26 protein-coding genes and 2 pseudogenes are annotated in these 25659 nt (G+C 35.7%); 6 read left to right on the forward strand and 22 right to left on the reverse strand.

Translation table 11 applies throughout. The features are described 5' to 3' along the window. Window positions 1–93: 93 nt before the first annotated feature. From ACIFUW_RS09205 to ACIFUW_RS09220, 4 genes are all read right to left on the reverse strand, one after another. Window positions 94–606, reverse strand: coding sequence for a hypothetical protein (locus ACIFUW_RS09205; RefSeq protein ID WP_127341844.1), 513 nt, complete (start codon window positions 604–606; stop codon window positions 94–96). Window positions 607–624: 18 nt separating this feature from the next. After that, entirely contained in the window at window positions 625–3588 is a 2964-nt protein-coding gene (locus ACIFUW_RS09210) for a LysM peptidoglycan-binding domain-containing protein (RefSeq protein WP_169040316.1), read from the reverse strand. A gap of 245 nt (window positions 3589–3833) precedes the next feature. Further along, window positions 3834–4301: a hypothetical protein gene (locus ACIFUW_RS09215; protein WP_127341736.1), complete on the reverse strand. Its 468-nt coding sequence runs from the start codon at window positions 4299–4301 to the stop codon at window positions 3834–3836. Between the two features lie 21 nt (window positions 4302–4322). Then, window positions 4323–4475: a hypothetical protein gene (locus ACIFUW_RS09220; protein ID WP_164742214.1), complete on the reverse strand. Its 153-nt coding sequence runs from the start codon at window positions 4473–4475 to the stop codon at window positions 4323–4325. Between the two features lie 500 nt (window positions 4476–4975). Between ACIFUW_RS09220 and ACIFUW_RS09225 the strand changes: the two genes are divergently transcribed. The 3 genes from ACIFUW_RS09225 to ACIFUW_RS09235 all read left to right on the forward strand — a co-directional run bounded on the left by ACIFUW_RS09225 (window position 4976) and on the right by ACIFUW_RS09235 (window position 6407). Then, window positions 4976–5317 (forward strand): hypothetical protein, encoded by a 342-nt coding sequence (locus ACIFUW_RS09225; RefSeq protein ID WP_164742215.1) that lies wholly within the window; start codon window positions 4976–4978, stop codon window positions 5315–5317. Between the two features lie 192 nt (window positions 5318–5509). Continuing rightward, window positions 5510–5803, forward strand: a complete 294-nt coding sequence (locus ACIFUW_RS09230) for a hypothetical protein (RefSeq protein WP_113850087.1) — start codon at window positions 5510–5512, stop codon at window positions 5801–5803. Between the two features lie 55 nt (window positions 5804–5858). Further along, window positions 5859–6407 (forward strand): hypothetical protein, encoded by a 549-nt coding sequence (locus ACIFUW_RS09235; protein ID WP_127341738.1) that lies wholly within the window; start codon window positions 5859–5861, stop codon window positions 6405–6407. Window positions 6408–6803: 396 nt separating this feature from the next. Here the strand turns inward: ACIFUW_RS09235 and ACIFUW_RS09240 are convergent, their stop codons facing one another. From ACIFUW_RS09240 to ACIFUW_RS09280, 9 genes and pseudogenes are all read right to left on the reverse strand, one after another. Further along, on the reverse strand, window positions 6804–7001 hold the full coding sequence (locus tag ACIFUW_RS09240; protein ID WP_049219549.1) for a hypothetical protein: 198 nt from the start codon (window positions 6999–7001) through the stop codon (window positions 6804–6806). Window positions 7002–7505: 504 nt separating this feature from the next. Further along, entirely contained in the window at window positions 7506–8681 is a 1176-nt protein-coding gene (locus ACIFUW_RS09245; RefSeq protein WP_127341739.1) for a replication initiation factor domain-containing protein, read from the reverse strand. A gap of 538 nt (window positions 8682–9219) precedes the next feature. Then, entirely contained in the window at window positions 9220–9384 is a 165-nt protein-coding gene (locus ACIFUW_RS09250) for a hypothetical protein (protein ID WP_154731831.1), read from the reverse strand. Continuing rightward, a complete protein-coding gene (locus ACIFUW_RS09255; protein WP_049219544.1) occupies window positions 9377–10696 on the reverse strand; it encodes an FtsK/SpoIIIE domain-containing protein in 1320 nt (439 codons plus the stop codon). Before ACIFUW_RS09255 ends, ACIFUW_RS09250 begins: the two co-directional genes overlap by 8 nt. Window positions 10697–10963: 267 nt before the next feature. Then, the gene (locus tag ACIFUW_RS09260; protein ID WP_102993996.1) at window positions 10964–11395 is read right to left on the reverse strand and encodes a DUF961 family protein; all 432 of its coding nucleotides are present in this window, start codon (window positions 11393–11395) and stop codon (window positions 10964–10966) included. Continuing rightward, the gene (locus ACIFUW_RS09265) at window positions 11395–11745 is read right to left on the reverse strand and encodes a hypothetical protein (RefSeq protein ID WP_169040317.1); all 351 of its coding nucleotides are present in this window, start codon (window positions 11743–11745) and stop codon (window positions 11395–11397) included. Before ACIFUW_RS09265 ends, ACIFUW_RS09260 begins: the two co-directional genes overlap by 1 nt. A gap of 18 nt (window positions 11746–11763) precedes the next feature. Next, window positions 11764–12702: an LPXTG cell wall anchor domain-containing protein gene (locus ACIFUW_RS09270; protein ID WP_102993995.1), complete on the reverse strand. Its 939-nt coding sequence runs from the start codon at window positions 12700–12702 to the stop codon at window positions 11764–11766. A 99-nt stretch (window positions 12703–12801) separates the two neighbouring features. Then, window positions 12802–16395, reverse strand: coding sequence for a SpaA isopeptide-forming pilin-related protein (locus ACIFUW_RS09275; protein WP_169040318.1), 3594 nt, complete (start codon window positions 16393–16395; stop codon window positions 12802–12804). A 428-nt stretch (window positions 16396–16823) separates the two neighbouring features. Further along, window positions 16824–17081 (reverse strand): annotated as a pseudogene (locus ACIFUW_RS09280) (hypothetical protein); the annotation flags it as partial. A gap of 103 nt (window positions 17082–17184) precedes the next feature. On the opposite strand from ACIFUW_RS09280, the gene ACIFUW_RS09285 reads away from it, so the two are divergent. Both ACIFUW_RS09285 and ACIFUW_RS09290 read left to right on the forward strand, forming a co-directional pair. Then, complete coding sequence (locus tag ACIFUW_RS09285; protein WP_002287941.1) at window positions 17185–18363, forward strand: IS256-like element ISEfm2 family transposase; 1179 nt, start codon at window positions 17185–17187, stop codon at window positions 18361–18363. Window positions 18364–18634: 271 nt separating this feature from the next. Further along, the gene (locus ACIFUW_RS09290) at window positions 18635–19594 is read left to right on the forward strand and encodes an IS30 family transposase (protein ID WP_002301399.1); all 960 of its coding nucleotides are present in this window, start codon (window positions 18635–18637) and stop codon (window positions 19592–19594) included. A 43-nt stretch (window positions 19595–19637) separates the two neighbouring features. Here ACIFUW_RS09290 and ACIFUW_RS09295 read toward each other — a convergent pair. The 7 genes and pseudogenes from ACIFUW_RS09295 to rpsP form a co-directional block, all read right to left on the reverse strand. Then, window positions 19638–19893 (reverse strand): annotated as a pseudogene (locus ACIFUW_RS09295) (hypothetical protein); the annotation flags it as partial. Window positions 19894–20252: 359 nt separating this feature from the next. Further along, the gene (gene rplS / locus ACIFUW_RS09300; RefSeq protein WP_002286913.1) at window positions 20253–20600 is read right to left on the reverse strand and encodes a 50S ribosomal protein L19; all 348 of its coding nucleotides are present in this window, start codon (window positions 20598–20600) and stop codon (window positions 20253–20255) included. Window positions 20601–20735: 135 nt separating this feature from the next. Further along, complete coding sequence (gene trmD / locus ACIFUW_RS09305) at window positions 20736–21497, reverse strand: tRNA (guanosine(37)-N1)-methyltransferase TrmD (protein WP_002293717.1); 762 nt, start codon at window positions 21495–21497, stop codon at window positions 20736–20738. Then, the gene (gene rimM, locus ACIFUW_RS09310; RefSeq protein WP_002293716.1) at window positions 21487–22008 is read right to left on the reverse strand and encodes a ribosome maturation factor RimM; all 522 of its coding nucleotides are present in this window, start codon (window positions 22006–22008) and stop codon (window positions 21487–21489) included. Before rimM ends, trmD begins: the two co-directional genes overlap by 11 nt. Window positions 22009–22177: 169 nt before the next feature. Then, entirely contained in the window at window positions 22178–22969 is a 792-nt protein-coding gene (locus ACIFUW_RS09315) for a hypothetical protein (RefSeq protein WP_002297190.1), read from the reverse strand. A 124-nt stretch (window positions 22970–23093) separates the two neighbouring features. Then, entirely contained in the window at window positions 23094–23345 is a 252-nt protein-coding gene (locus ACIFUW_RS09320; protein WP_002290277.1) for a KH domain-containing protein, read from the reverse strand. Window positions 23346–23356: 11 nt separating this feature from the next. Further along, the gene (gene rpsP, locus ACIFUW_RS09325) at window positions 23357–23632 is read right to left on the reverse strand and encodes a 30S ribosomal protein S16 (protein WP_002290274.1); all 276 of its coding nucleotides are present in this window, start codon (window positions 23630–23632) and stop codon (window positions 23357–23359) included. Between the two features lie 252 nt (window positions 23633–23884). On the opposite strand from rpsP, the gene ACIFUW_RS09330 reads away from it, so the two are divergent. After that, window positions 23885–24439, forward strand: coding sequence for an NADPH-dependent FMN reductase (locus ACIFUW_RS09330; RefSeq protein WP_002293714.1), 555 nt, complete (start codon window positions 23885–23887; stop codon window positions 24437–24439). 78 nt (window positions 24440–24517) lie between these two features. Here ACIFUW_RS09330 and ACIFUW_RS09335 read toward each other — a convergent pair whose 3' ends face one another. Both ACIFUW_RS09335 and ACIFUW_RS09340 read right to left on the reverse strand, forming a co-directional pair. Next, the gene (locus ACIFUW_RS09335) at window positions 24518–25039 is read right to left on the reverse strand and encodes a dihydrofolate reductase family protein (RefSeq protein WP_002297192.1); all 522 of its coding nucleotides are present in this window, start codon (window positions 25037–25039) and stop codon (window positions 24518–24520) included. A gap of 3 nt (window positions 25040–25042) precedes the next feature. Beyond that, the gene (locus tag ACIFUW_RS09340; RefSeq protein ID WP_002293710.1) at window positions 25043–25621 is read right to left on the reverse strand and encodes a DNA-3-methyladenine glycosylase I; all 579 of its coding nucleotides are present in this window, start codon (window positions 25619–25621) and stop codon (window positions 25043–25045) included. Window positions 25622–25659: the final 38 nt, after the last annotated feature.

Below are 25659 nucleotides of genomic sequence, written 5' to 3' on the forward strand. Positions count from 1 at the left end.
TTGAATTTGTTCTTTCAAAATTCTTTTGTTTCATCCTCAGAATCTAGCAAAATAGCTGTTGAAAATCCTATCTTCTTCTCATTTAAAATTAAATCAAGTGGTAGATTTTATACTTTCATTGAGTTCTGCCCATTCATTATCTGAAAAGCTAGAAAACTCTAAACCAATAATCTCACTGTCTTCATTTAGAAATAAAGATACATGATTAGACATCTTTACAACAGAATCCATCTTTTCTTTATCTAATTTAAAACATAATTTTTTGTGTTCTCTAGATATTTTAAACCCAGATTCTTTAGTTATAATCGAATTTTCATCAAAAATATCTGTTTGGATCACTGGATTTTTTTCTGCATACTCTCCAATAAATAAATTGGAATCTTCAATATCATTGATGGATGTGAATACTACTTCTACAATTTTCTGTGTAACAGAATTGATTTTAATCTCAACAAATGATTCATATTCATTAACGAATCTATAATAATAAAATTCTCCTAGGTTATACTTATCATCATTTTCTGGAAATGATACTGTGATTGGGACATAATAGTCAACTTCTATATCATCTTTGACTAATTTATCCTCATAACTTTTAATTTTCATAATTTGCTCCTTTCATAGTTATGGTAGATATACAGCATGTTTAATAACTGGTAATTGTCCTGCTTCTCTAGCTGGACTAAATATTAATTCCCAATTATCTATTATTATTTTAGTTTCAAATTTTATCCCTGTAGAAGTAGCTTGTTCTACAGCACCTTGAAAACTCCTTAACAATTGTTGTTCGGTAAGTTTTTGTCCATGAGATAGATTTCGAGTTGAATATTCTACCATGTGCTTGGTTCCATTTGGATTTACCCACAACTTTTCCCCATTAACAATTATTTCAAACGATTTAGGAATAGTAGTTCCTTCTCTTGGAGGTTGTGTACCTTTAATATCATCCCAGACTGTACCTGTAGACCCACTGGCTTTCTCAACTAATACTTCTGATTCAGTCTTAGGAACGGTTGTGACCACAGGTTGTTCTTTTACTTTCGGTAATGTTGTAATTACTGGTTTCTCGTCCACTTTTGGTGTGGTAGTCACTCCAGGTTTGGATTCCACTTTTGGTGTCGTGGTAATCGCTGGTTTGGATTCTACTTTTGGTGTTGTCGTAATCGCAGGTTTTGCTGGTGTAGAAACAATTGTTTGGATCGTTAAGACTTGACCCGGATGGATCGTATAATTTTTGATCTTGTTCCATTTCACTAGATCATCCATGCTCACGTCGTATCGATTGGCGATCAACCAAACAGAATCCCCTGCTTTTACGGTATAGCTGGTTCCGCTTTTTCCTGCAGGAGTTGAATGACTCGTGGTCATACCTTTTTTGACGACTAATACTTGGCCGGGGTGAATCAAATCACCTTTGATGCCATTCTGTTTGCGTAATTCATCGACGGTCACACCATATTTACTACTAATCAGCCATAAAGGTTCACCATAAGAGACTTTGTGGGTGACTGGATTTGTAGAGGCGGGTACTTTTGTCGTTGTTTTCCCTGATGAAACAGGCTGTTTGACTGTCAACTTTTGGCCCGGATGGATCGTATTATTCTTGATCTTATTCCACTTCACCAGATCATTCATACTGATCCCATGCATATTAGCGATCAACCAGACCGAATCTCCTGCTTTTACCGTATACGTCGTATTAGTCGTAGGAGAAGTTTTTGGTGCTGGTTTTGATGCCGGTTTCGGTTCTTGTAAATGCATCACTTGTCCTGGATGAATGGTATTATTTTTGATCTTATTCCATTGGACAAATTTTGAAACGGATAACCCATACTTCTCACAGATCCCCCAAACCGAATCCCCTGCTTTTACTTTGTAAGTGGCTGGCGTACTTGATTTTGTCGCAGGTTTGGACACTGGCTTTGATGTACTTGCTGGTTGTTTGACGATGACTTGCTGGCCAGGATGGATCAGATTATTTTTGATTTTGTTCCATTTGATGAAGTCATTCATACTGATGCCATACTTATGCGAAATAGACCAAACAGATTCTCCTGCACGTACTTGATGCATCGTATTTTTGGGGGTCGTCGTTGGCTTCGGTTTCGCTGGAGAAGTTGGTTTCGTTACTGGTTTGGCTACTGGTTTTGCAGGTACTTTGGGTTGGGCTTTGATTACTGGTTTCGGACGAGTTACCGGAGGAACATAGGACGCATTTGACTTTCTTCGTGCACTTGCGGCCGCCTGTGCACGAGCTCGAGCGGCGGCTTGTTGTTTAGCCCAATTTTGTGCTTGTTTTCTCGCTTTTGCTGCGGCTTGGGCACGAGCTCGTTGTGTGGCTTGCGCTTTTGCACGGGCTGCTGCTTGTAATTTGGCACGGGCAACGGCTTTGGCGCGGGCTTGTTGTGCGGCTTGATGCCGCTTTTGTGCTTGTTGTTCATGGTAACGCCAGCGTTCGACCATTCGTTTCTTTTCCGCACGTTGTGCTTCCATCGTCTTATAGAACTGATGGCTTGAATAAGCAGCTACCCCTGCCCCGATTACCAACATCGCTCCTTTGACAAGCAATGGAATGACTAAGAAGCGCTTGTTTCGCTTTCCACTTGTTTGACTATTCCGAGAAGCACTGATTTCAGAAATCACTTGTTCCAATGCTTGTTCATCTTTTACCTCTAACATCCGATCGATTTCCTCATCGGTACTTGCTAGAAAGAAGTCACTAAATGCTGCTCCTTCTTCCAATTTCTGTTCTCGATCATTATAGTATTGCGTAAGCAGTTGTTCAAATGTCTCTAACGACGATTCATTTTCCAATCGTTCAATCTCATCTGCCGTGAGGAACTTCTTTAGTTCATCGAGTTCTTCTACACCAAAGGACTCATCCAATTGATTCAACAAGAGATATTCTAAAGCATCGGCCAATTCTTTTTCATTGCTTGAATTTATGACTAACCCTAATTCTTCTTCTGTTGCATGATCAATGTATTGATCGATTGCGGCATCAAAGGCTTTTTCATCAAAAGCGACCACCGGTTCCTCTTCTGGGTGATTTGAAGAAACCGCAGAAAGATCTCGGCGGCTTCGCCGTGAAACAACTGCTCCTTCATTTGAAGAGACTGGTTCGGCTATTTTTTCGTTAGGTTTATCAATACTTGGAGAGGTATGTTTACCGAATGATTCAGAAGATCGTGTTCCTTCAAAATCAATCGTTGATGAATCAACTGCTTCCTTCGTTTCTTCTTCATGAGAAATCGTTTGTTCCTGAGGATCCGAAGACTCTTCGGTAGACTCATCGACTTCTTCTGGCGCAGTTTCTTCGCTGGACTGGGTAAGATCACTTGATTCATCTGAACTGCTCGATACCGTCGTTTGAGTAGTTTCTGTTTTCTGTACTTCAACCTTTTCAGTTTGTCCATCTGACGCATCGTCCGAGCGTTCTGTAAGCTTCTCTTCCCCCTCGCTATCAGATGCGATCGTTTCTTGTATCGCCACCGAATCGGCCACTGCAATCATACTTGGCACAAAAGTGGAAGATGTTACCAACCATATACTTATACATACCCCAAATCGTAACACTTTTTTCAACATATTTTTCTTCCTTTCTTCATTTACACCTAATTAAAATAACGATCATTATCATACTGAAAATTGTAGAAACAAATTTAAATAGGTGTTTAAAGAAATAATATCATCATTTTTAATGATGATAAATAACAGGGAAGAAAAAAATGACCTTTCATTTTTGTAATATGATCAAGCAACTATAAAGATGGAACAAAATAAATAAACCGATAAAAGTAGAACAGATATTCCCAAAACATGTCTGATTTCCGTCATTCCGTTTTCTCATTTCTCTCATTTAATGTCATGGACACTTGGATATCTTTTAACTTCTGAATATGGGTTAACATCGATCTATTGGCTTTTACAACTACGTGTACGACACCTTTAGCTTTTCCTAGAATCAATTCTTTCTCTCTTTTCAATGGCTTTTTATCAGGCCCTACATATTCATGATTCGCTTTATCTATAAACCGAATCGTTAGTACATACGGCTTTTCCGGATCCGCATATTCAAATGAAAGATCTCCTTGATAGAGCTCGTTTTCCGAAGGAATTGTCTCAGGTTTCTTTGTATCAAGAACATCCGTCTCTAATAATAGCTCTGGAGATACCTCTTCCGTTGTGCTAGCAGGGGATTGTTCCGTAACATCTTTGTTAGAAAACAACGAGTTTCCAATAAATAAAACACTTCCAAATATACTTAATCCAACAATCAATACTATTAAACTTTTTTTCATACTTCTCTATTTTTTCACCTACTATTTTTCTATATTTTCTTTTTCTTGACTAGACTTCTTTTTTTGATTCTTCTCTTTTTCTTCCTGATCTCTTTCGCCTTCAAAATATTTAAATAACCCCCTTTCAAAAGCATTTCTAGGTTTCGGAGAATAAGGAATGCCTTTTTTCTTCATACAAACACCTCTTTTAACTATTTGATCTATTTTATACCACCACATTATCAAAATAACAAATGTATTAAAAGGAATTTCTTATTAAAACCATCTTGACCTTTTGGGAGATTTCAGTGCGATTTCTTTTTATTCCCATACTTTTTTCGTTGGTCGCTTTCGTATACCCAATCTAAGCGATCATCGGCAGTAGTGCTTTTACAACGAATGGTAGGACAAAACAAGGGGCGGAAAAACTTTTTTGATCATTTCATAAAAAACTTTTTCCTACAGCATTCCCTTGTTTTCTCTTACCACACGTTGTGACCTAAAAGCACGCCGACGAACGCTTAGCTATACGAAAATGACCAACCAAAACAAAAAAGTGAGGTGAATGGAAACAAAAAGAAATTGAAATCTCCCAAAAGGTCACCCGCCTCGGAGACAACTTGCTGCCGAAAATGGTTGGTTGATTCGGCTAAGTATCAAATAAGGCAAATCAAATATTATTGGAGGAATAGATCATGAAAGCAAATACACCATACAAAGTAGGAGACATTTTTTATAGTAGTTGGGGCTATGAACAAACCAACGTTACTTTTTGGCAAATTATTAAATTAACCAAAAAAACAGCATGGTTTCGACCCATCAAAAAGCAAACTGTAAAAAACTATACTTCTATGAGTGGAGAAACTATGCCAATACCAAATGAATTTATCGATTATCCGCTTGCACGAACCAAAGACAGCATTGTTAGAAAACGAATTAATCCAGCCTTATATCCCAATGAATTATACGGTAATCGCAGTTGGGATACATTTTACCGCTATGATAATCAACCGGTTTATGAAAGCAGTTATTACTAAGAGGGTATTTCCCTCTTAGTCAACGTTACAAAAATAAAAGGAGCAAGAACAATGAAACCAATAACTCTATATGAAATCTTAGGTGAAGAACGGTCTGACAATTTACCAACAACGCATAAATTAAGAGTTCTTGCTTCTAAATCTATCGGTAAAAAATGATAACTGAGTATTTCTAATCAAGGAGAGATTGCAATGCTAAGAACAAATGCTATTCCTATCGTTGATTCTTACGATCGGAATACCAATAACTATTTAGGATCTTTTGAACAAACAGATGAAAATATTTTGAACTATGTTGCTGGGTTAAGTCCTTTTGAATCTGTACGTTTAGTTGAACATACAACAGATACACTCATTTTAACAACAATCGGCTACTTCTTCGATCAGGTATCTGACCAACAATGGTTACAACAGATTTTACCTAAACTTATCGCAAAACAAACTGGAAAAAGCACCATCGAAGCAGTCAAAATATTTTTTTACTAAATACATGTATTCATTCTCAAGGGATTTTTTCCCTTGAGTGAAAGGAGAAAGAATGATGTCCATACTTCAACCCTTTGGTGAACCAATCGAACGAACAGAATTCATTCAACACTATATGAAATTATTTGTTCAAGTTATTAAACACACTCATCAAATTGATGAATTTTATTCCAAAGAAATAGAGTATCTTCTAGCAGAAAAGCAAAAAATTGCTTTACTTTATGACTATTTTGTCGAAATGTATGATCGCGCACCAGATTACTTTTATTTATCTGATACACTTACTACTAACTTTTTAGCTAAAGAACATCTTTTTGCCTCACACACAAAAAACCTTATGTGTGTAGAACACTTTGTCAATACCTATCTTCATCTGTTAAAAATTCAAAAAATCTGTACATTTGAAGCATTTCAAACAGATTATCTATTTATTTTAGATCGTGAAGCATATCATGCAAAACTAGCATTTGAAAAGCAAAATCAAGCCATTGAAGGCTATCCAGAATTACGCATCCAAAACAATTCTTTTTTACAACAACGATTGTTGAAACAGCTAATAAATGGATTCCATCAACGAAATAAAGCCTATCAAAAAGATCAATAACTGGTTCTTTTTGATAGGTTTTTTCCATCAAAAACAGAAACTTCTTTTTTTAATTGTTTGATTACTTTTTTAGTCATAAAGATCATTCAAATTTTTTTAAATAAATTATCCATATCTTCTAATATTAATGGAACATCTGCAATTATTCGATCCCTATTCGTACCAAATAATTCAATCGATGAAGCATCAAAGAAAGAAACTATTTTTTCTAAATTACTAAATGTAGTTAGCTCTTATCTTCCTCAACATTAGAAGCGCTTTGTACATTGACACCTAATTTATTAGCCAGCTCTTTTTGTGTAGCTCCCTTTTTCTTTGGCAATCTAGATAACTTATACTCGAAATTTTCTATCACATAGCCCACTTCTAAACATTAAATTTTTTAAATATATTTTTTTATCCAAAACGTTGCTGCGCCCAATGAATTATCACTTGTATTTGATCCGCCACAAAATTCAACACGCTTATGATAAAATCTTTTGGCGTTGGCATTCCTTCTCCCGATAATAAAATTCTAAAACAAATATAGGCAATACCTAAAATAATCACTAATTTCAATACATACCAAACACCGGTAAGAAAATACTGTCCCATTTTTCCAACATATTCCTTTCTTTAAAGTGTTAATAACCAAATAATACTACAGACAATACAAACTAAAAGAAACAGTAATTTCAAAAAATGCCAACCTACAGAAAATAAAAATCGAATCATTTCTTTTCCCCTCTATTTTTCATATATAGATATAGTTTTTCTTCCAATACTTGTTGTAAATCTAGGATATCTTACTTGGCAAATCGTCATATTTCATCATTGTTTTTACTGCTTTTTCGTATATCCACATACTTGTGTTGCATATAAATAAATCTTTGTCAACGAATATTTTAACGAATCACTAATACGGTAGCTTAATACTTCCCCTATTTCTACATGTAACATTTTGATTGATTGTTGATAATCTAAATATTCTTTAAATAACTGTAGATCATTTCCAACACATAGGATCGTTTCTTTTATTAATCGTTAACAAGCAATCATATACTCTCCCCATCATTGGTCTTCTGTTTTAATCATGTTTCACCCATCTTATCGCAAGCTTTATAGCAAATAATGAATCGCGTCTGGATTTTCTTGTATATATTCATAAACAGCACGCACCTCATCTTCTACAATTTTTTCATCTTGTTCCCGTAATTCTGTTTCTTCTAAAATTTCTCCAAATCGATTCAATCCTAAAATTTCATCCACAGTTTTTACAATCTTCATTGTACGAGCAGGTTGTGTCTTTAAATACATCAATTTCCGATTATAATTTGGCTTTTCTGGTGTCACTGTCAAATTGACTTTTCCAACGTTCTGAATCAATTTTCCCCATGGTTTCCACACATTTGTGTTTTTCTCTCCCTCAAACATTATTAACTGATTGGCTAAAATCCCCATCGTTAAATCTGAAAAATCTACTTTATTTAAGTATTGTTCAATAAAACTGACCGCTTTTGCATCACGTAAGCGAATTTCATAACGATTTTTTACCTCGACCTCTTCCAACGGAAGTTTCTGCTTTTTTGCAATTTCATAATTCTTCTGATAAAAACAAAAATACATCAAACTTTGTGAACTACCTAAATAAACAGATAAGCCACTACTTAGATTATCTAACAACTGTTTTTCTTCTTGAAATCGCCAGGTTCGAAATTTTGAATCAAATTCGCCACGATTTAGTTTTTGTGCAAATTCATGTAAAGAAAATAGTTCTTCAAAATCATCTACCGCAATATCAATTCTTCGAGACACACCATTGAAAGAGACACATCGTGTAAAGAATTGATACCAACTATCATTTCGTTCATCCAGTACACTTTCATAATTCCGACAGCCTTGACCAGATAATTCGATCAACACTCCTTTATCGTCACCTTTTTTAGAATTTAATACACGGATCATGCCTTTTTGATACATTTCAATATAACCATATAAGCGGGTTTCTGCATAAAAAAAAGAGTTAAAATCCATTCCCAAAATTTCTTCCACAACTGTTTTCGTATCATTTGTCGGAACTCGTACACGGACATAATCAAATTTAATTTCTAAACTCGTAAAACTTGAAAAATTCGCATAAAATTCACAAAGTGCTTCTTCTTGTTCTTTCGAGCAACTTCGTTGGTCATTTTCTATCATTGATAAAAAAGATTGTGGCCATCCTAATGTATCTGCCACTAATTTCTGTGTCAAATTCCGACTTAACCGCATTTGCTTTAATTGTGTCCCATCCAAATATATCTTTCCTTTCTTTTGTGATATTTTATGTTACAAAGCGAAGAAAAATATCACAAAATTTTTGAAGCAAAATAGTGTTATATCAATGTTTCAATCACCCATCTTTGCCACCGAATATAAATTCTACCCCCCTGTTAGAATATGGGGGTTTTAGGCGTGCGCTACGCGCACGCCCCACAACGCACCCTGCACCTCAGGGCTTTCGCTAACGCTAGGACGCTTCCGCGTCCTTCCGCCCTGAGGCTTGTTTGCTTGTGGAGCATACGCACAGCATCTTCCGTATTCTAATGAGGACAAATTTAATTTTCTGGCAACGCAAAGGACAAGTTAATATCCTCTACTTGTAGGTACAGTCGAGACCGGTCTTTACTTTTAACATAAGAACAGGAAAGTCCTTTGAATCGTCCATAAAAAACAGGCTGTTCCGCTGCTTTTTCGACAATTTGGTCACTATAGGATCGAGCACTTTTATTTGAAGTAAAAACCCGTCATATTCGCCTTCGATAATTGTCATAAGGCAACTGTAACCAATCAGTTAACTCGTTGGATACATACGTTCTACTCTCCAACGATTCTCTACTTTTTTATTGATAAAGAAGCTTAATCTCTTCTCACTGAAAACAATTGCCAAAAAAGAGTCAATCATTAAATCTTTTATTCCTAATCGAGTTCCACATGTAGCTGGGATTTCTTCATACATTTTTTCCCTCTTTCGTCTCCTTGATTTTTTCAGCCATTAATTGATCAGATAGTTGTTTAAATTCCGCAAAAAAGTTAAATCTTGTTATATCGATAAATGGCGCATAAAATTCTCGTACTTGATCGGTTCCCGAATCAATATAACCACGACCTTTAATCGGCTTATTAAATAATGATTTTACTGTATGTTCAAAGATCATCTTATACCCAGCTTTGGATACTCTTCCCAGTGTTACACGTAAACCAAAATTATCTCGTATCGCGCCGTCCAAATACTTTGTATCTGGACGTTGGGTACCTAAAATTAAAAACACGCCACATTGACGACCCATTAAAGCAATTTGGTTCAAACATCCCATTGCCTTCTTTTTTTCTTTAGTATCTAACGATGCATAATATGCTGCCCATTCATCAATCACCAAAAAATGAGGAGTTAGATGATAATAAGTATAATCGTACCCTAATTCATACTCGGGCTGTTCTCTTAAAAAATCGTATCGATTAGCAGTTTCTTTAGCTAGATTTATTAAACAAGATAAAATACCACCACCATAAAAAACTTGATCTTTAAAAATTGGTATTTTTTCTAAACTAGCCAAATCTGCACGTTTTGGATCACAAATATCAAACGTACCATACGGTAATAATGCATAGATCAAAGACATTATAAAATACGTTTTCCCACCGCCAGTACTTCCTATAATTATGGCATGTGGTGCTTTATTAAATGCCCATTGAACATTCTTCATTAAGGTGATTATGCCATCTTTTACGGTTATATCTCGAATCCCAATACGATTTTTTTCCACATCGTATAAAAAGGTATAACAAATATAGTTTTTCTCTCGTTGCTCTTCTACTAAATCACAAAAAAAGGCTTCTTCTAGTTGCCCAGCCATCTCATTAAACCGATCTTGAAAGGGACCTAAATCTAATGGCAATCGAACATGAATTAAGCCATTTTTATAGTGATAAAAAATTTTTGGATAATACACCACTTTCCGCCGTCCATTTTTCAATACTCTTTCAAGAATCAATCGACGACTATGTATCATCTTTGCTAATTTTCCTTTATGAACCAATCGCTGATAAACATTATAAAAGTAAAAATACAAACACATATACGCAAATAGACCAGCTAAACCAAATGCGATTATCCAATAAATACAGCACCATTCCCATGTGATCGTTGTATAAAAGAGAGAAAAAAATCCACTCATTAGCAACAGAACCGGCAACATAAGATAAAAAATAAATCGTTCTGAAGCATATTTATGTCGATTTCGAATACGAATACCTTTATATTGAAACACTTATTCTCATCTCCTCGCATCATAGAGTGACTAATGTATTGGATAAAAGAAAACCTTCATTAACACTAACAACATCAATATTAACTTAATGTAAATACCACACAATACTTAAATAATACAAAATACACAAAGAATCAATCGTATCTAACCACTATCTAAATTCTTAAAAATTCAAAAATTTATCCCAATAATATAGCCAGCCAATTCAATTTTCTCCACATCAGCTACTTCTTCTAGCTTTAAAATAAGAAAGAGCAATGGAAACCATTACTCTTTCTTTGCACTTTCTTTATTTGAGTCTTGTTTTTCTTTTACATATGTTGCACGAGTAGAGGAAGACGTTTGAAAAACGTTTTTTCCCGTTTTTTTATAACGAAGCGCAGATACTTTCAGATCATTCTCTGCTCGGTTACTCATTGATTCGCGATCAATAGAAATCCAAAATCGAAATTCAACCTCTTCTAATTCCACCACATCGCCAAAACTTAATCCATCCAAATTTGTTTTTGGTGGAAAATTCACCACGAACATTGTTTCTTGGGTAGCACTTGAAAATTCAACTGGACGCTCTTTAATTTCTCCTGTGTTTTCATTATCTTCATACAGCATACGTGGACGTTGTGCCTTGACAAAATAGATTTCTCCTAGTGTTTCTTTTACCAACCCTGGGACAATTCCTTGATCAAATTCTAGTGTCATTAGTTATTTCCTCCTTTTACTTCTACACGATCGACTAACAAATAAAACCTATTACGTGCTATTTTGTTTGTTTCACCGTCATTTCCAATATTTCGTACATCTGCTCGACGAGAAATTCTAGGATTTGCCAGTAACACTTCTGCATTGTATCGCATGGCTTTAGGCGCACCACCGACAGCTACACGCACTTCAATTTCTCCCATCTTTTCAGAGTTCATCTGAAAAATCTCCCACTCTACTTTCTTCATATTTCCTCGATGATCTCGTTCACCTGTCGAGCCAACGTGTTTTTGATTAAAACACTTTCCCAATACTTCTTCCTGACTAATTGCAACATAAGATAAACCCATTTTTATTCTCTCTCCTTACTAAATAGTTTTCTTAAACATATGACGCAAATGACGCCATTGTTTTTTACCATAAAAAATGCCCCCGGTTACTGCTGTTAAAAGAGAACCAAGGATAGTTAAACTAATTTGAAGTTCTTCACCTGTTTTTGGCAATACTTTTGTTTTCCCATCGATTGTTTTGATTTCAATATTGCCGCTAGGTAGTTTTTTTACAGGAATGGATAAATCTTCTACCAAATTCCCTTGATTATCTTGTACAAGTGGTACACCATCTTGTACCCCAACAATCGCTTGACCAGTCGCTACTTGTAAAGGAGTTTCAGATGTTGGGACATGATTAATTTCTTCTAAATTACTTGTCACAATAGGAATTGATTTTTCGGTACCCGTTCCTTGTACAATTTTTCCATCTGAACTGACTGAAACAGTCATTTCCTTTTCCGATACAGTCTTTATATGATTTTCAGGTGTTAAATTTTTGGGAGCTCCTAAATCATTTTTCTTTTCTGTTTCTTTTGGTGTATCTATTGTAGTAGATGAAGAACTAAAATCGTCTATTTTTGAATCATTATCTACCGAACTAGTTCCCGAATAAGACTCACTGGTAGTTGGTGTAGTATCTTTATCATTCGTTGTTTCTCCAGTAGAAGGCGATACAACTGGTGTTTCATTTTCTGAATTTTCCGTTATATCAGGAACAACAGGTGTTGTTGGTTCAGTTACTTCTGAAGATATATCCGGATCAACAGGAGTTGGTTGATCCGGAACAGACTCATCTATTTTAGAAATATCTGGAATTGGAACAACAGGTGTTGTTTCTTCTATCACAGGTGGCGTAACTGGTGTAATACCTATTTCATCTGCAAAAACGTTTATTCCACCAGCAAGAACTACGGAACTAAATAAACATGCGAAAAATAGCTTCTTCATTCTCTTTTTCCTTTCTTTTTTCTTCATAAAACAAAGATCATTTCTTATCTTTTCAAAGGTTACTTATGCAATAACTTTTTTAAAACCAAACAAGCGATTAGGCATCTAACCGCTTGTTTGTCCTACTTAGTCTTTGACTTTGCGTAACTCGTAAAATGTAAGACCTGCTGCTAAAACAAATAGCACACCAATGATCATCCATAATACAGTATCTTCTGATCCTGTTTTTGGCAACATTGGTACTACTGAAGCTTGTTTCACCTCTTTAAAAGGTTGTGATTTTTCAGGAATTTTTGGTTCCGGTACTTTTGGAACTTCTACAAAATAAACCGTTTGATCTTCTGATTTTAAGTCTACGTTGTGGTTTGCGATTTGTTCAAATCGAACTTCATAATCGTTTTCATCTTTTGGTTCACTTTGGGCTTCTAACCATTCTGCAAAAGATAATCCTTTGCCTGCTAGCTTACGTCCATCTACCAAAAATTCAAATAAGAACTCTAAAGTTGTCTTATCTGCTTTGAAAATTTTTTCAGCACTTGTACCGTCTAATTTCACACCATCAGGTGTAATATAACCTTGTACGAGCACTTTGTACGTTTGACCAACAATTAAGTCGTTCAACTGTACCAATTCTTTCACTTTTTGATTTGGTAAAGCTTGTAATTGTTTTTCGCCGTTTTGACCTGTTGCTTTTGTATGAATCATAGGGTTCACAATACGAACCGTTTGTCCTTTATCGTGAATATCTGTATGAGACGCAACTAAGCGTCCGTCACGATAGACATTTTCAAATACGACTATCTCTTTTCCAGCTAATGCACTAGCATCAAAGACAAAGTCAAGGGAAATCATTCCGTTAGGATTTTTTGCGACAAACACTTTACTTGCGGTAATTTGTTTACCATTTACTAACAACGGTACGTCTTTTCCTGCTGTGATAGATTCTTCCTTATCCATCAAAACACCATTGACGGTATAAGTTTTTCCGATGATTAGATTACTGTATTTTACAGTGTCTGTAATCGTTACTTTTTTCAATGGGGTCACTTTTTGTTGGTTTGTATACTTACCGATAGCTGTAGTACCAATTTTAGGTGGAATCCGTTTGTTTTCCACTTCTAGTGCAATCACTGTACCGTCTTTATCAACCGTTACAGTAAATGGTACGTCTTTATCTAAGGCCAGATACCCTGCTAATGGTTTCACTTCTTTAAAGAAGTAATCGCCAACCAATAAGTCTTTCACATTGATTTTACCTTTTTTGTCTGTTTTGAATGTACCAACAAAGGTTGTGCCTGTTTCATCTTTTTTGAATAGGTCAAATTCAACACCAGCAATCGCCGTTTTTTGATCAAAATTCGTACTAGTATCATATTTGAAAACCTCTACGTTGGCTTTCGCTAAACGGTTAGCGAAGTAGATTAATTGAATCGTATTGGTGTCGTCTGTTACTGAAAAGACATAAGGCGTTTTATTTAGAACATATTTTTCAGGTGCTTTGATTTCTCGCAACTCGTAACGATTTTTTCCGTATTTCAATGTATCCGTTGTGACAAAGTACCCTTTCTCGTTTGTTGTAAATATGTCTGAAACCTCTGTATCATTCGGTAATGCCATCGATACATAGCCACCTTTACCATTGTTTGCGTATTTATCCCAAATTTTGAATTGGGTACCAGCTAGAGCAATGACTTTCCCTGTTTCTTGATCCACTTTCACCACTTTAAGACGTTGTTCGATTACTTTGTCTTCTAAAACATAATGGAAGGTTTGTCCATTTTCAGAAATTGTGACTTCGAATGGTTCAAATAGTTTATATCCTTCTTTTCCTTTGGTTTCAGAAAGAATGTACGTATCAAAGACAACGGTATTTTTACCAAAAGTAGCGTAACCATCATTATCTGTCACAACTGTTTTCACCACTTTTCCAGTTGTTTTTGACGTCAAAGAGATTTCAATACCAGCTAATTTGGGTTTGTTGTCTGGATTGGTTGAATCGACTAAATCTTTATTTGCGACTTTGACTAAATCAATGGTTCCTTTGATCACTTGATCTTTTGCGATCGTATTGACAGTTTTTCCAGGTTCAACGACGATTTCAATTGCTTCATCAGAAAGTACATAACCTTTTGGTGCTTTGATCTCTTTTAAAACATATTTACCAGGATCAAGATCTTTGATTTCTGCCTGTACTTTGCCATTGATATTTTTCAATGTAATTTCTTTGATTTTCTTCCCATTTGCTTGATACAAGCCATACACTGCATTTTCTAAAGAAGCTGCACCTTGTGCTTTCACACCGGTTTCTGCATCTTCTTTAAAGACGCGAATGTTTCCTTGTTTCAAAATGGTCAAATTGACAACAGAGTCACCAGGTACAAAAGGATTCAGCACCCCAATTGTTTGAGCACCTGGACGACGATACGCTAATGGCACGCCTAATGCTTCAATTTGATTGAAATGAATTTTTGCCTTTTCTGGTGACTCTTTTGTGATTGTAATCCATACTTCATTATCATGAATAGATACATTAACACCTTTTGGCTTTTGAATGTCTTTTACACGTTGTAGAAAGTCATTGCCACTTTTTACTTTTAACGTTTCGCCAATTTTTACCGTATGTGTTTGATTATGAAAAGTAGCTCTTACATCAAAATTATTAAGCAAACGTTGAATTTCTGCTTTTCGACGATCATAGTCAATACGGATATTTTTAATTGGAATTTTTGTGCCCAAAACTTCCCAAATCATAAATTGTGCCGCAATGTATTGTTCATCGGATTTGTCTTTGCTTGTGACATATCCTAAATAAGAGATCAAGCTTGTTTTTTTTCGTATATTTAAATCTTTCAAATAGTTTTCTAAAGCAGTAGCTGTATAAACTTGACCTTCTGCGGCTGCGACACCAGGTTCAATACAAAATGCTACTTGTCCATTAATCTCAAAACGAACCATGTAATTTAAAGTGAAATTGGGATTATTGGCACTAGAAATAACACCAATATTTTCGCCCCAATCAATTTTCCGACCACCCAAAACTGCTGTATTGGTTGCACGTCGCACCCGTGCACTTCGAGCGGTTTGTGGTACAATCAATGTAACTTCTTTTGAAGAAGTAGAAGAAACAGCTTCTTTTTTTATTTTCTCTTTTTGTGTATCACCTGATTCCTCAACTTTTTTCAATTCAGGTTCATGGGATTCTGTCGAAAGAGCTGTTTTCTCTTCTTTTTCAGAAGAAAGTGAAGTATTAGAATTCATTTCTTCTTTCGTCAATTCAATCGGAGTCGTTGCCTCTTTTGAATCTTCTGATTGAACTGATTCTGTTCCTTCGTTTATTACAGTAGAACAACTTTTTTCTGATGAATTTTCCTTTTCAAAAATTGTTTGAACTTCAGGTGTTTCTATTGGTATTTCTTCTGCCACAACTGGACTATCTCCTGGTTGTTGGCTTTTACCGATGGTTTCATCGAGTACGCTTTTTTCGTTCATTGAAGGTGCTTCTGTTGGTGGAACAAATTCTGTCGATATCTCTTCTTTGGCAGTCTCTTTTGGTAAATCGGATTGTACTTCAACTTCATTTGAAGTAGGAGAAACTTGAGAAACAGTTGTTCCTTGAGTTATTTCTTCTGCTTGTGTTGTCAGTGAGCCTACCAAAAAAAATACTTGACAAAAAACTGCCAATAAAGCAACTTTCAAGCAAAGCTTTTTGTTTCTTATCATATCAAGAAACCTCCTTTTATAAATTTTTTATAAAAAAAACGTCGATAACTTAATAAGTATCGACGTAAACTATTTATTGTGTTCTTAATCAAAAAATCTAAAGAAGCATAGCCTATTATGCATATTGTATCTATCTTAATATTTGATATATTTCTATCATACCTACTACTCTCATTTTGAATTTGAAGGAGAAAAATTCAAAACTCATCTGTACATTTAGCTTTTAAATCAAATTTTTTACCTTTTGTAATAGAAATAAATATTTTTCGTTCACATCTCTATTTTCTATTAAAATACAAAGTTTAAGCAGTAACATGAAAATAAGCAGTGAATTCAGTATTGTATTTTAAACCTCATAAATCATGAATAAACTGCTATGGATATTTAAAATAATGGTACAGATAAAAATATGCTGAAAAATACTTTGTTTATTCATATCTTGAACATATTTTTTTTGATCTACAACGCAAATTATTTCTCTGTTTTTTTATTTTTATTTCTTTATAATCATACCCAATTTCGCTCATCAATTCTTCCCATGTCTTATTTGTCCGTCTCATAATTGTATATACAGATGGAAGATGTTTGGATTTTGAATAGTTTTGAAATTTTGTCATAGATAAATCATCTTCCATATTAAGTCTAATTATTTCATTCTTAAGCTCTAAAAGTATCTCAAAATTAGTTAATCCCTTGAGAGTGTAAAATATTTTGTGTAAATAGAAAAAAGGAAGTCCCTTCTGTAGAATAGAGTTACCACAACACATTCACAGAAAAGAGGACTTCCATATGAACGATTTTACTACAGAAATTCTAAAGACTCTAGCGAACAAAGGCGATTTGAATGAATTATTCCGTGTCCATTTGGAAAAAGCTGTCAATACGCTTCTCAAAACGGAGTTAACGGCTTTCCTCGATTACGAAAAGTACGATCGCATTGGTTTTAACACGGGTAATTCTCGTAACGGCTCCTATGACCGTACGGTCAAGACCGAGTACGGGGAACTTCATCTCCAGATTCCGCGCGACCGCAACGGCGAGTTCAAGCAACAGACTGTTCCTGCTTATAGACGGACGAATGATACCTTAGAGGAGACCGTCATTCACCTCTTCCGAAAAGGTATTACCATGTCGGAAATCGCAGACTTGATTGAGGAAATGTATGGGTATCACTACACGCCCCAAACCATGTCCAAAATGACTAAAGTGCTGACTGAAGAAGTAAATGCATTTAAAGTTAGAACTCTAAATGATAAGTATGTCGCTATTTTCATGGATGCTACTTATATTCCTTTAAAACGGCAAACCGTCTCCAAAGAAGCAATCTATATTGCCATTGGTATACGAGAAGACGGCACTAAAGAAGTACTAAGTTATGCGATTGCTCCGACTGAATCGACCTACGTTTGGAATGAGTTGTTACAGGACATTTACTCCAGAGGGGTTCATGATGTCTTACTGTTTATCACCGATGGCTTAAAAGGCATGAAAGATACGATTCACCAGATTTATCCTAAAGCTAAATACCAACATTGCTGTGTTCACGTTTCCCGTAATATTGCTCATAAAGTACGTGTCAAAGATCGAAAAGAAATCTGTGATGATTTTAAGGCTGTTTATCAAGCTAGCTCAAAGGAAGAGGCAAATACCTTTTTAGGGAGTATGATTGAGAAGTGGCAGAAAACTTATCCTAAAGTGACGCAGTCACTGATAAAAAATCAAGATTTATTGACTTTTTATGAGTTTCCGCCTGGTATCCGCCGAAGCATTTACTCAACTAATTTAATCGAATCTTTCAATAAACAAATCAAGAAATACAGCCGCAGAAAAGAGCAGTTTCAAAATGAAGAATCACTAGAGCGTTTCCTAGTATCCATCTTTGATACATACAATCAAAAATTCTTAAATAGAAGCCATAAAGGCTTCCAACAAGTGACGGATACATTAGCTTCAATGTTTACTGAGTAACCCATTATTTTGCAGAAGGACGAGTTATTTACACAAAATTATTGACGCTCCCAATCCCTTATTCACTTCCTTTTTAAAAAGAAAACGAATGTCGCCCAATCTATTCTTTAAAGTGCTTAAACACGGAACATCTTTACCAGCAGACTTTTTTTCATAAACGCGTTGTGATTTTATTTTTCGCCGATTGTAAAATTAAGCTAGACAACTAAAAAAGTCATTTGTGCTACACTCAAAATAGTTCCGACCAAAGAATTATAAGGAGTGAGTACAAATGACCTATACCCATCTTACAACGGATGAACTTGTAATAATAGAGTCTTATTTCAAAATGAATCAATCTGTTGCTAAAACTGCCCATTGCTTGAATCGTTCAAGACAAACGATCCATAAAGTATATCTGTTCTTCAAGCAAGGAAAATCAGCCTTAGAATATTATCAACAGTATAAGAAAAACAAATCAAACTGTGGTAGACGTCCGCTTGTTTTACCCGAGGAACAATCAGAATATATTCAAAGAAAGGTTGTTCAAGGATGGACACCCGATGTGATTGTTGGTCGTGCAGCGTTTCCTATTAGTTGTTCTGCTCGTACCATTTATCGTATGTTCAAAAAGGGGCTATTTGATTCTTCTGACTTACCGATGAAAGGCAAGCGTAAACCGAATGGACATCAAGAAAGACGTGGAAAACAAACTTTCCGCCGCTCTATTCATGAACGTGAAAAGGATTATAGCCAATTCTCAAATGAGTTTGGTCACCTTGAAGGTGACACTATCGTAGGTCTGAAACATAAAAGTGCTGTAATTACCTTAGTTGAACGATTATCAAAAGTTATCATCACATTGAAACCGTGTGGTAGACAAGCGATTGATATTGAAAAAAAATTAAATCAATGGTTTGAATCTGTACCGAAAAACCTATTCAAATCCATCACTTTTGATTGTGGAAAGGAATTTTCAAATTGGAAACAGATCAGTAATGTCAATGATATTGCCATTTATTTCGCTGATCCAGGAACGCCGTCTCAAAGAGGCCTAAACGAGAATTCTAACGGATTGTTACGTAGAGATGGTTTATTGAAATCTATGGATTTCAATTCAGTAGATGAATTTTTTATTCAATCTGTCGCATCTAAACGAAATAATATTCCTAGAAAATCACTGGATTATCGAACACCTTTGGAAGTATTTTTGAGTTACGTAAGTATTGATGATCTGTCTAACTTAATTTGACAATTAAGATTTTCTGAATCAATAAATATTTGTGCCACTTTTATTAATTCATCGGTCTCCATTCTAGCCCATTTTTTAGATCCGTTATTATCAATTCCAATGCTATTCAGCAAATTATTCCACGAGCCATATTTATTAATAATAAACCACATGCTGGGAGCTGAATGTGGATTTTTCGATAACTGTTTCTGATATTCTCGACTAGATTTTATTTCGTAAGTTTCAATAAACTGACTAATTGTTAATATAATTTTTAAATCGCTTTGATCCTTCCAAACAATACGCTTATCTTTTCCCATTACAAAAAACTCCTAAAATTATTTAAATAGAAACCTATCACATAAACTTTTTAGCACAATGGTATATGTTTTGCTTTTTTCGAAAGCATTCAACCTTTTTAGCAACTCGGGTTCAAAAATTGCTAAATTCGGTAAGTGTTTAGGTATTTTTCGTATTAAATTTGTCGTCAAAATGACTACTAATTTTTTCGGTATTTTGACGATAATAGTAGTCAATATTGGGAGATTCAGGACAATTTGAGAGAACATTAGAAAAAAAGGCCCAAAACATATTAAAAATGTGATAGAGAAAAAAGAAAAAGTCCTTGATATACAAGGACTTTTCACAGATTTCAGATTTCCAAGGAAGTTTTCCGTGTTTATCTTCTGATTTCTTTGATACGAGCAGCTTTTCCGTGTAATGCACGTAGGTAGTACAATTTTGCACGACGTACTTTACCGTAGCGAACTACTTCGATTTTTGCAACACGTGGTGTATGCAATGGGAATGTACGTTCAACGCCCACTCCGTTAGAAACTTTACGTACTGTATAAGTTTCGCTGATTCCAGCACCGCGGCGTTTGATAACAACACCTTCAAATAACTGGATACGTTCACGAGTACCTTCAACAACTTTTGCGTGAACACGCACAGTGTCACCAGGGCGGAACGCTGGGATGTCAGAACGTAATTGTTCTTTTGTTAATTCTTCGATTAATGGATTCATGGTTTTCTTCTCCTTATTCCAAATATTCTTATGAGCTTTTCTCACAGCGGAATATCGTAATAGTTAAGTGCTTTTGCACTCACCATAAAATACTAACATATTATCAACCTACTGTAAAGAAGATTTTAGAAAAAGTCACTTGGCTTCATCTGCTGTTTTTTCTTGTTCTTCTTTCTTGATTTCTTCTAAAAATTTCGTCATTTGAGGTGTCCATTCAAGTGTTTCCAAAAGATCAGGCCGACGTTGATAGGTCCTTCTTAGTGATTCTTTTAATTGCCATTCTTCAATCAATTTATGATTTCCATTTGTCAATACTTCTGGTACTTTCATCCCTTTATATTCTGCCGGGCGAGTATATTGGGGATGTTCCAATAAACCGGTTGAATAAGAATCCGTTTGAGCTGAAGTCTGATTCCCTAACACATCTGGCAAAAGCCGAACTGTTGCATCGATCATGACCATCGCACCTAATTCTCCCCCAGTAAGGACATAATCTCCTAAGGAAACTTCATCTGTCACTAATGTGCGGATACGTTCATCATATCCCTCATAATGACCACAAATGAATACTAAGTGTTCTTCTTGTGAAAATTCTTCTGCCATTTTCTGATCGAATCGTTTACCAGCTGGGTCAAGAAGAATTACTCTTTTTTTGACATCCGGTGCAGCTTTTTCAATGGCTTGGATGTTATCATAGATGGGCTGGACTTTGAGCAGCATACCTGCTCCACCGCCGTATGGATAATCATCTACTGTCTGATGTTTGTTATCTGAATAATCGCGGAAGTTAGAGATATTGATATCTAATAATCCTTTATCTACAGCCTTACCGATGATGGATTCCCCCATAGGACCTTCAAACATTCTTGGAAATAAAGTCAATACATCAATCTTCATCGTCAATCAGTCCTTCTGGAATTTCTACACGGACCACTCCAGCTTCTAAATCGACTTCTTTGACGACAGAAGCGATATATGGAAGCAATATATCAGCTTTTTTCGGACGTTGAACGACCCAAACATCATTGGCACCTGGTGACAAGATTTCTTTTACTTTACCTAACTCAGTTCCATCTTCTAATACATGCAGACCGATGATCTCATGGTAATAGAATTCATTTTCAGCTAGATCTACAGAGTTGTCTTTTGACACTTTTAATATGCCATCCCGATATTTTTCCACATCATTGATAGAAGGATGTCCTTCAAAACTCAATAAGTCAAAATTTTTATGTTTGCGATGACTTTTGACTGTTAATTCCACAGGTGCTTTTCCGTCTTGGAATAGTGTTAGCACCGTTCCTTTTTTGTAACGTTCTTCTGGGAAATCCGTTGTTGAGATAACACGGACTTCGCCTTTGATACCTTGTGTGTTTACGATTTTTCCTACATTCAAGTATTCAGTCAACTTATATCCCCATTTCTTTTTTGTCTGTTTTATTTTAGCATGTGTGAAGAGGCAATTCTAGTTTTCTTTTAAGGTATTAAGCCAAAATTATGCAAAAATGCGGCGTGCTATTTTTGATTACTTCCTGTGACTTGGAGTTAAATGATGGGCTCAGATCAGCGCGCTGATTTCACAACCTCTTCATAGAAACTGCCATCTTCAACGCAGACATAGGATCTTGATGAGTGATCGTATAGGCATTTTTCGGTTCTTGCCAGCTTACTTCTACGGCTCGATTCGTCGTATCACCCATATCAACAGTAATTTTACCAAATTGTTCAGGTGCTGGTAGACTGTTTTCTTCCAAATAAGCTACGATTTCTTTAGCTAATAGTAAGGGATCTTGGCCTTCTATATTATTCCCACGGATTCGAATACGCCAGTTTCCTTCTTGCCATTCAAGAAAACTTGAACCTGCTGCACCTTGCTGATACCCTGTGATTCGAGAACCTAAGTCCACTTGCTGACCATTTGTGTCGATCTCAAATGGCTGCAAAACTTGGATTGTTTCTTGACTAGAAGCAAACCCATATTGATATAGATAGGTTGCAATAGGCGTTTCTTGATTCAATTCGTCAGCATTCAACCCGAGGGGACGATCTGTTCTGTAATATAAAATAGAATAACCTTGCTTTGTATGTGTCGCTGCGATATTGAGATAGCCTGAAGAGACTGGTACATCTAGAGGCATGGGAACATTTGGCTGTTGTTCTTTCAACTGGTCTAAAGCAGTCTTTTTCTCATTATTTGAGGTAGCCATTGTTTGTTCAGTGGTGGAAGCCGTTTTGGTACTACTTTTTTCTGGACTGGTAACAGTTTCAGATATACTGCTTGATAGATGTGTATTGTCTGATTCTTGAGTAACCGAACTACAAGCGCTTAACAATAGAGCAAATGGAATAAATAACATTTTCTTTCTCATTGGCTGTTCACTCCCTCCTCCTATAAGGATACGCTTTCTTGCTTGTTTTGCCAAATAATCATTTCTTCAATTAATAAAAAAAACAAAAAAGCTGCACTCGAAAATTCGAGTACAGCACGTTTATTTACTTTTCCTTATCATCGATGATATTCAAACGCACTTTTTTCGGTGCATTGATCCGAACACCGTAAACGATTGTGCGGATTGCTTTAGCAACACGCCCTTGTTTTCCAATGATACGGCCAATATCTTCAGGAGCCACTGTTAGATTGTACTCGTAAAAGTCTTTCGACTCTACGACGTCTAACTTGACTTGATCAGGATAAGTGACTAGCGGACGAACGATTGTTAAGACTAAGTCGCTTAAATCTTTCATATCCGGTCACCTTATTTCTTTGAGAATTTAGCTTCGTGGTGTTTTTGCATAACGCCTTCTTTTGAAAGGATGTTACGTACAGTGTCAGAAGGTTGTGCACCTTTTGATAACCAGTCAAGAACTAAGTCTTCTTTTAAAACTACTTCTGCAGGGTCTTTCAAAGGATTGTAAGTACCTACAGTTTCGATGAAACGTCCATCACGAGGAGAACGTGAATCAGCTACGACGATACGGTAAAACGGACTCTTTTTAGAACCCATACGTTTTAAACGGATTTTAACTGCCATTATTTATTTCCACCTCCATTGTTTTATTCACAAGATGTAGTGTAACAGTTTTTTTTTACCCTGTAAAGCTTTTTTTCTTTACAGCTTGATTAAATTCGATTTTTTTTAGAAAATAGAAGATTTTAGACTTCTTTTTTGTTAAAAATAAGTAATCTATCTTCTATGTAGCTTTTGTCAGTAAGTGTTTTTATTTGCTCCAGTTACTTATCTTTTGTAAGATTATTATAGATAGTTTGAAGGAGGAAAAATCGTATGACAAAAAAAATTGGATTTTTTATTGGTAGTTTAAGAAAAGATTCTTACAACAAAAAAGTAGCAGAAGCTTTTGCGAAATTGCTTCCTGAAGGGTACGAAAGTGTATTTGTAAAAATCGATGATCTGCCATTTTACAATGAGGATCTCGAAACTCCAGAACAGGCTCCTGCTGAATGGACTCGTTTTCGTGAGGAAGTGAGGGGACTAGACGGTGTCGTTTTCGTTACTCCTGAATACAACCGTTCTGTGCCAGCAGTATTGAAAAATGCTTTAGATGTAGGCTCAAGACCTTATGGACACAGTGTTTGGGATCATAAACCAGGTTTAGTCGTTACTGCATCACCAGGTGGGATCGGCGGCTTTGGCGCAAACCACCATCTACGCCAATCACTTGTCTTTTTGAATGTGCCAACCTTGCAGCAACCGGAAGCATATATCGGAAACGTTGCGAATCTAATTGATGAAAATGGTAATATCGTTGAAGGAACATTAAGTTTCTTCCAAACGATTTTAGATGCGTATCTAGATTTTTCTAACAAATTAACAGAGTAAAAAGCATAACGGTAATAAAAAAGGCAACTATGTACAGGACATTTCTGCATATAGTTGCCTTTTTTATTTTATTTACTTCTACTTTCGTACATAATGCAATTCGATAAATTCACCGAATCGTGTCGTGTCTAGCATTTCAAAACGCGCTTCATATGTTCCTTTTTGGAATAAAGGAATCCCGTCCCCTAATAATACAGGGGTAATCTGGATATACCATTCATCAATCATTTGATGTTCCAATAGCGGTTTGATCAATCGACCGCCACCCACAACCCAGATATCTTTTCCTTCTGTCATTTGTAGATTTTTTAGAAAAGCAACAGGATCTTCGTTTACGACCTCAGCATCTGGCAATTGTAATTGTGCGTGGGTGGAAAAAACGAAATTCTTTTTCTCTGGATAAATTGCTTCGGTCTCCAAATATTTTTTTGCTTCCTGATAAGTTTTTCTGCCCATGATGGTCGTATCGATTGTTTCATAAAAAGCTTCATAAGTAGTTTGCTTACCTGTTGGAGTGTCAAAAAGCCATTGAAGATCATCCGTTTTCGTTGCCAAATAGCCATCTAAACTTATAGCACCATAAAATATGATTTTTCGCATGCTTTATTCGCCCTTTCTGCCGATACGTACGACCTCTTCTTTGCGGAAACAACTGTCAAGGTGATCATTGATGATCCCGACAGCTTCTAAAAAAGCATAGATTGTTGTGCTTCCGATAAATTTAAATCCTCTTTTCTTTAGATCTTTTGCTAATTCATCTGAAAGAGGACTTGTTGTTGGGACTTCTTCTTGTGAATGATAAGAAGAATCAACGATTTTTCCATTAGAAAACGACCAAAGATACTCTGAAAAACTGCCGATTTCTTCTTGAATTTTCAAGACTGCTTTGGCGTTTTGGACGGCTGCTTCGATTTTTCTTCGGTTACGAATAATTCCTTTGTTTTCCATTAGTTCACTGATTTTTGTTTCTCCATAATTTGCGACTTTTTTGATATCGAATCGATCATATGCTTCATCGAATGCTTCACTTTTATTTAAAATCGTCTGCCAGCTCAATCCGGCTTGATTAATATCAAGCATCAATTTTCGGAACAGCTTTTGGTCATCATATTCAGGAACACCCCAGACAGTATCATGATATTGCCGCATACTTTCTGTTTGTTCACTCCACGGACATCTCATCTGTGCCACCTCTTCGTTTAGAGTAATTGTATTAGTAA

It is taken from the genome of Enterococcus sp. PLH-Efm8 (assembly GCF_053011625.1).

Excerpts from the sequence above, each read along its gene's own strand:
- ACIFUW_RS09205 (WP_127341844.1), bottom strand. The coding sequence starts at position 606 with ATGAAAATTAAAAGTTATGAGGATAAATTAGTCAAAGATGATATAGAA.
- ACIFUW_RS09210 (WP_169040316.1), bottom strand. The coding sequence starts at position 3,588 with ATGTTGAAAAAAGTGTTACGATTTGGGGTATGTATAAGTATATGGTTG.
- ACIFUW_RS09215 (WP_127341736.1), bottom strand. The coding sequence starts at position 4,301 with ATGAAAAAAAGTTTAATAGTATTGATTGTTGGATTAAGTATATTTGGA.
- ACIFUW_RS09220 (WP_164742214.1), bottom strand. The coding sequence starts at position 4,475 with ATGAAGAAAAAAGGCATTCCTTATTCTCCGAAACCTAGAAATGCTTTT.
- ACIFUW_RS09225 (WP_164742215.1), top strand. The coding sequence starts at position 4,976 with ATGAAAGCAAATACACCATACAAAGTAGGAGACATTTTTTATAGTAGT.
- ACIFUW_RS09230 (WP_113850087.1), top strand. The coding sequence starts at position 5,510 with ATGCTAAGAACAAATGCTATTCCTATCGTTGATTCTTACGATCGGAAT.
- ACIFUW_RS09235 (WP_127341738.1), top strand. The coding sequence starts at position 5,859 with ATGTCCATACTTCAACCCTTTGGTGAACCAATCGAACGAACAGAATTC.
- ACIFUW_RS09240 (WP_049219549.1), bottom strand. The coding sequence starts at position 7,001 with ATGGGACAGTATTTTCTTACCGGTGTTTGGTATGTATTGAAATTAGTG.
- ACIFUW_RS09250 (WP_154731831.1), bottom strand. The coding sequence starts at position 9,384 with ATGTATGAAGAAATCCCAGCTACATGTGGAACTCGATTAGGAATAAAA.
- ACIFUW_RS09260 (WP_102993996.1), bottom strand. The coding sequence starts at position 11,395 with ATGACACTAGAATTTGATCAAGGAATTGTCCCAGGGTTGGTAAAAGAA.
- ACIFUW_RS09265 (WP_169040317.1), bottom strand. The coding sequence starts at position 11,745 with ATGGGTTTATCTTATGTTGCAATTAGTCAGGAAGAAGTATTGGGAAAG.
- ACIFUW_RS09270 (WP_102993995.1), bottom strand. The coding sequence starts at position 12,702 with ATGAAGAAAAAAGAAAGGAAAAAGAGAATGAAGAAGCTATTTTTCGCA.
- ACIFUW_RS09275 (WP_169040318.1), bottom strand. The coding sequence starts at position 16,395 with ATGATAAGAAACAAAAAGCTTTGCTTGAAAGTTGCTTTATTGGCAGTT.
- ACIFUW_RS09285 (WP_002287941.1), top strand. The coding sequence starts at position 17,185 with ATGAACGATTTTACTACAGAAATTCTAAAGACTCTAGCGAACAAAGGC.
- ACIFUW_RS09290 (WP_002301399.1), top strand. The coding sequence starts at position 18,635 with ATGACCTATACCCATCTTACAACGGATGAACTTGTAATAATAGAGTCT.
- rplS (WP_002286913.1), bottom strand. The coding sequence starts at position 20,600 with ATGAATCCATTAATCGAAGAATTAACAAAAGAACAATTACGTTCTGAC.
- trmD (WP_002293717.1), bottom strand. The coding sequence starts at position 21,497 with ATGAAGATTGATGTATTGACTTTATTTCCAAGAATGTTTGAAGGTCCT.
- ACIFUW_RS09315 (WP_002297190.1), bottom strand. The coding sequence starts at position 22,969 with ATGAGAAAGAAAATGTTATTTATTCCATTTGCTCTATTGTTAAGCGCT.
- ACIFUW_RS09320 (WP_002290277.1), bottom strand. The coding sequence starts at position 23,345 with ATGAAAGATTTAAGCGACTTAGTCTTAACAATCGTTCGTCCGCTAGTC.
- rpsP (WP_002290274.1), bottom strand. The coding sequence starts at position 23,632 with ATGGCAGTTAAAATCCGTTTAAAACGTATGGGTTCTAAAAAGAGTCCG.
- ACIFUW_RS09330 (WP_002293714.1), top strand. The coding sequence starts at position 23,885 with ATGACAAAAAAAATTGGATTTTTTATTGGTAGTTTAAGAAAAGATTCT.
- ACIFUW_RS09335 (WP_002297192.1), bottom strand. The coding sequence starts at position 25,039 with ATGCGAAAAATCATATTTTATGGTGCTATAAGTTTAGATGGCTATTTG.
- ACIFUW_RS09340 (WP_002293710.1), bottom strand. The coding sequence starts at position 25,621 with ATGAGATGTCCGTGGAGTGAACAAACAGAAAGTATGCGGCAATATCAT.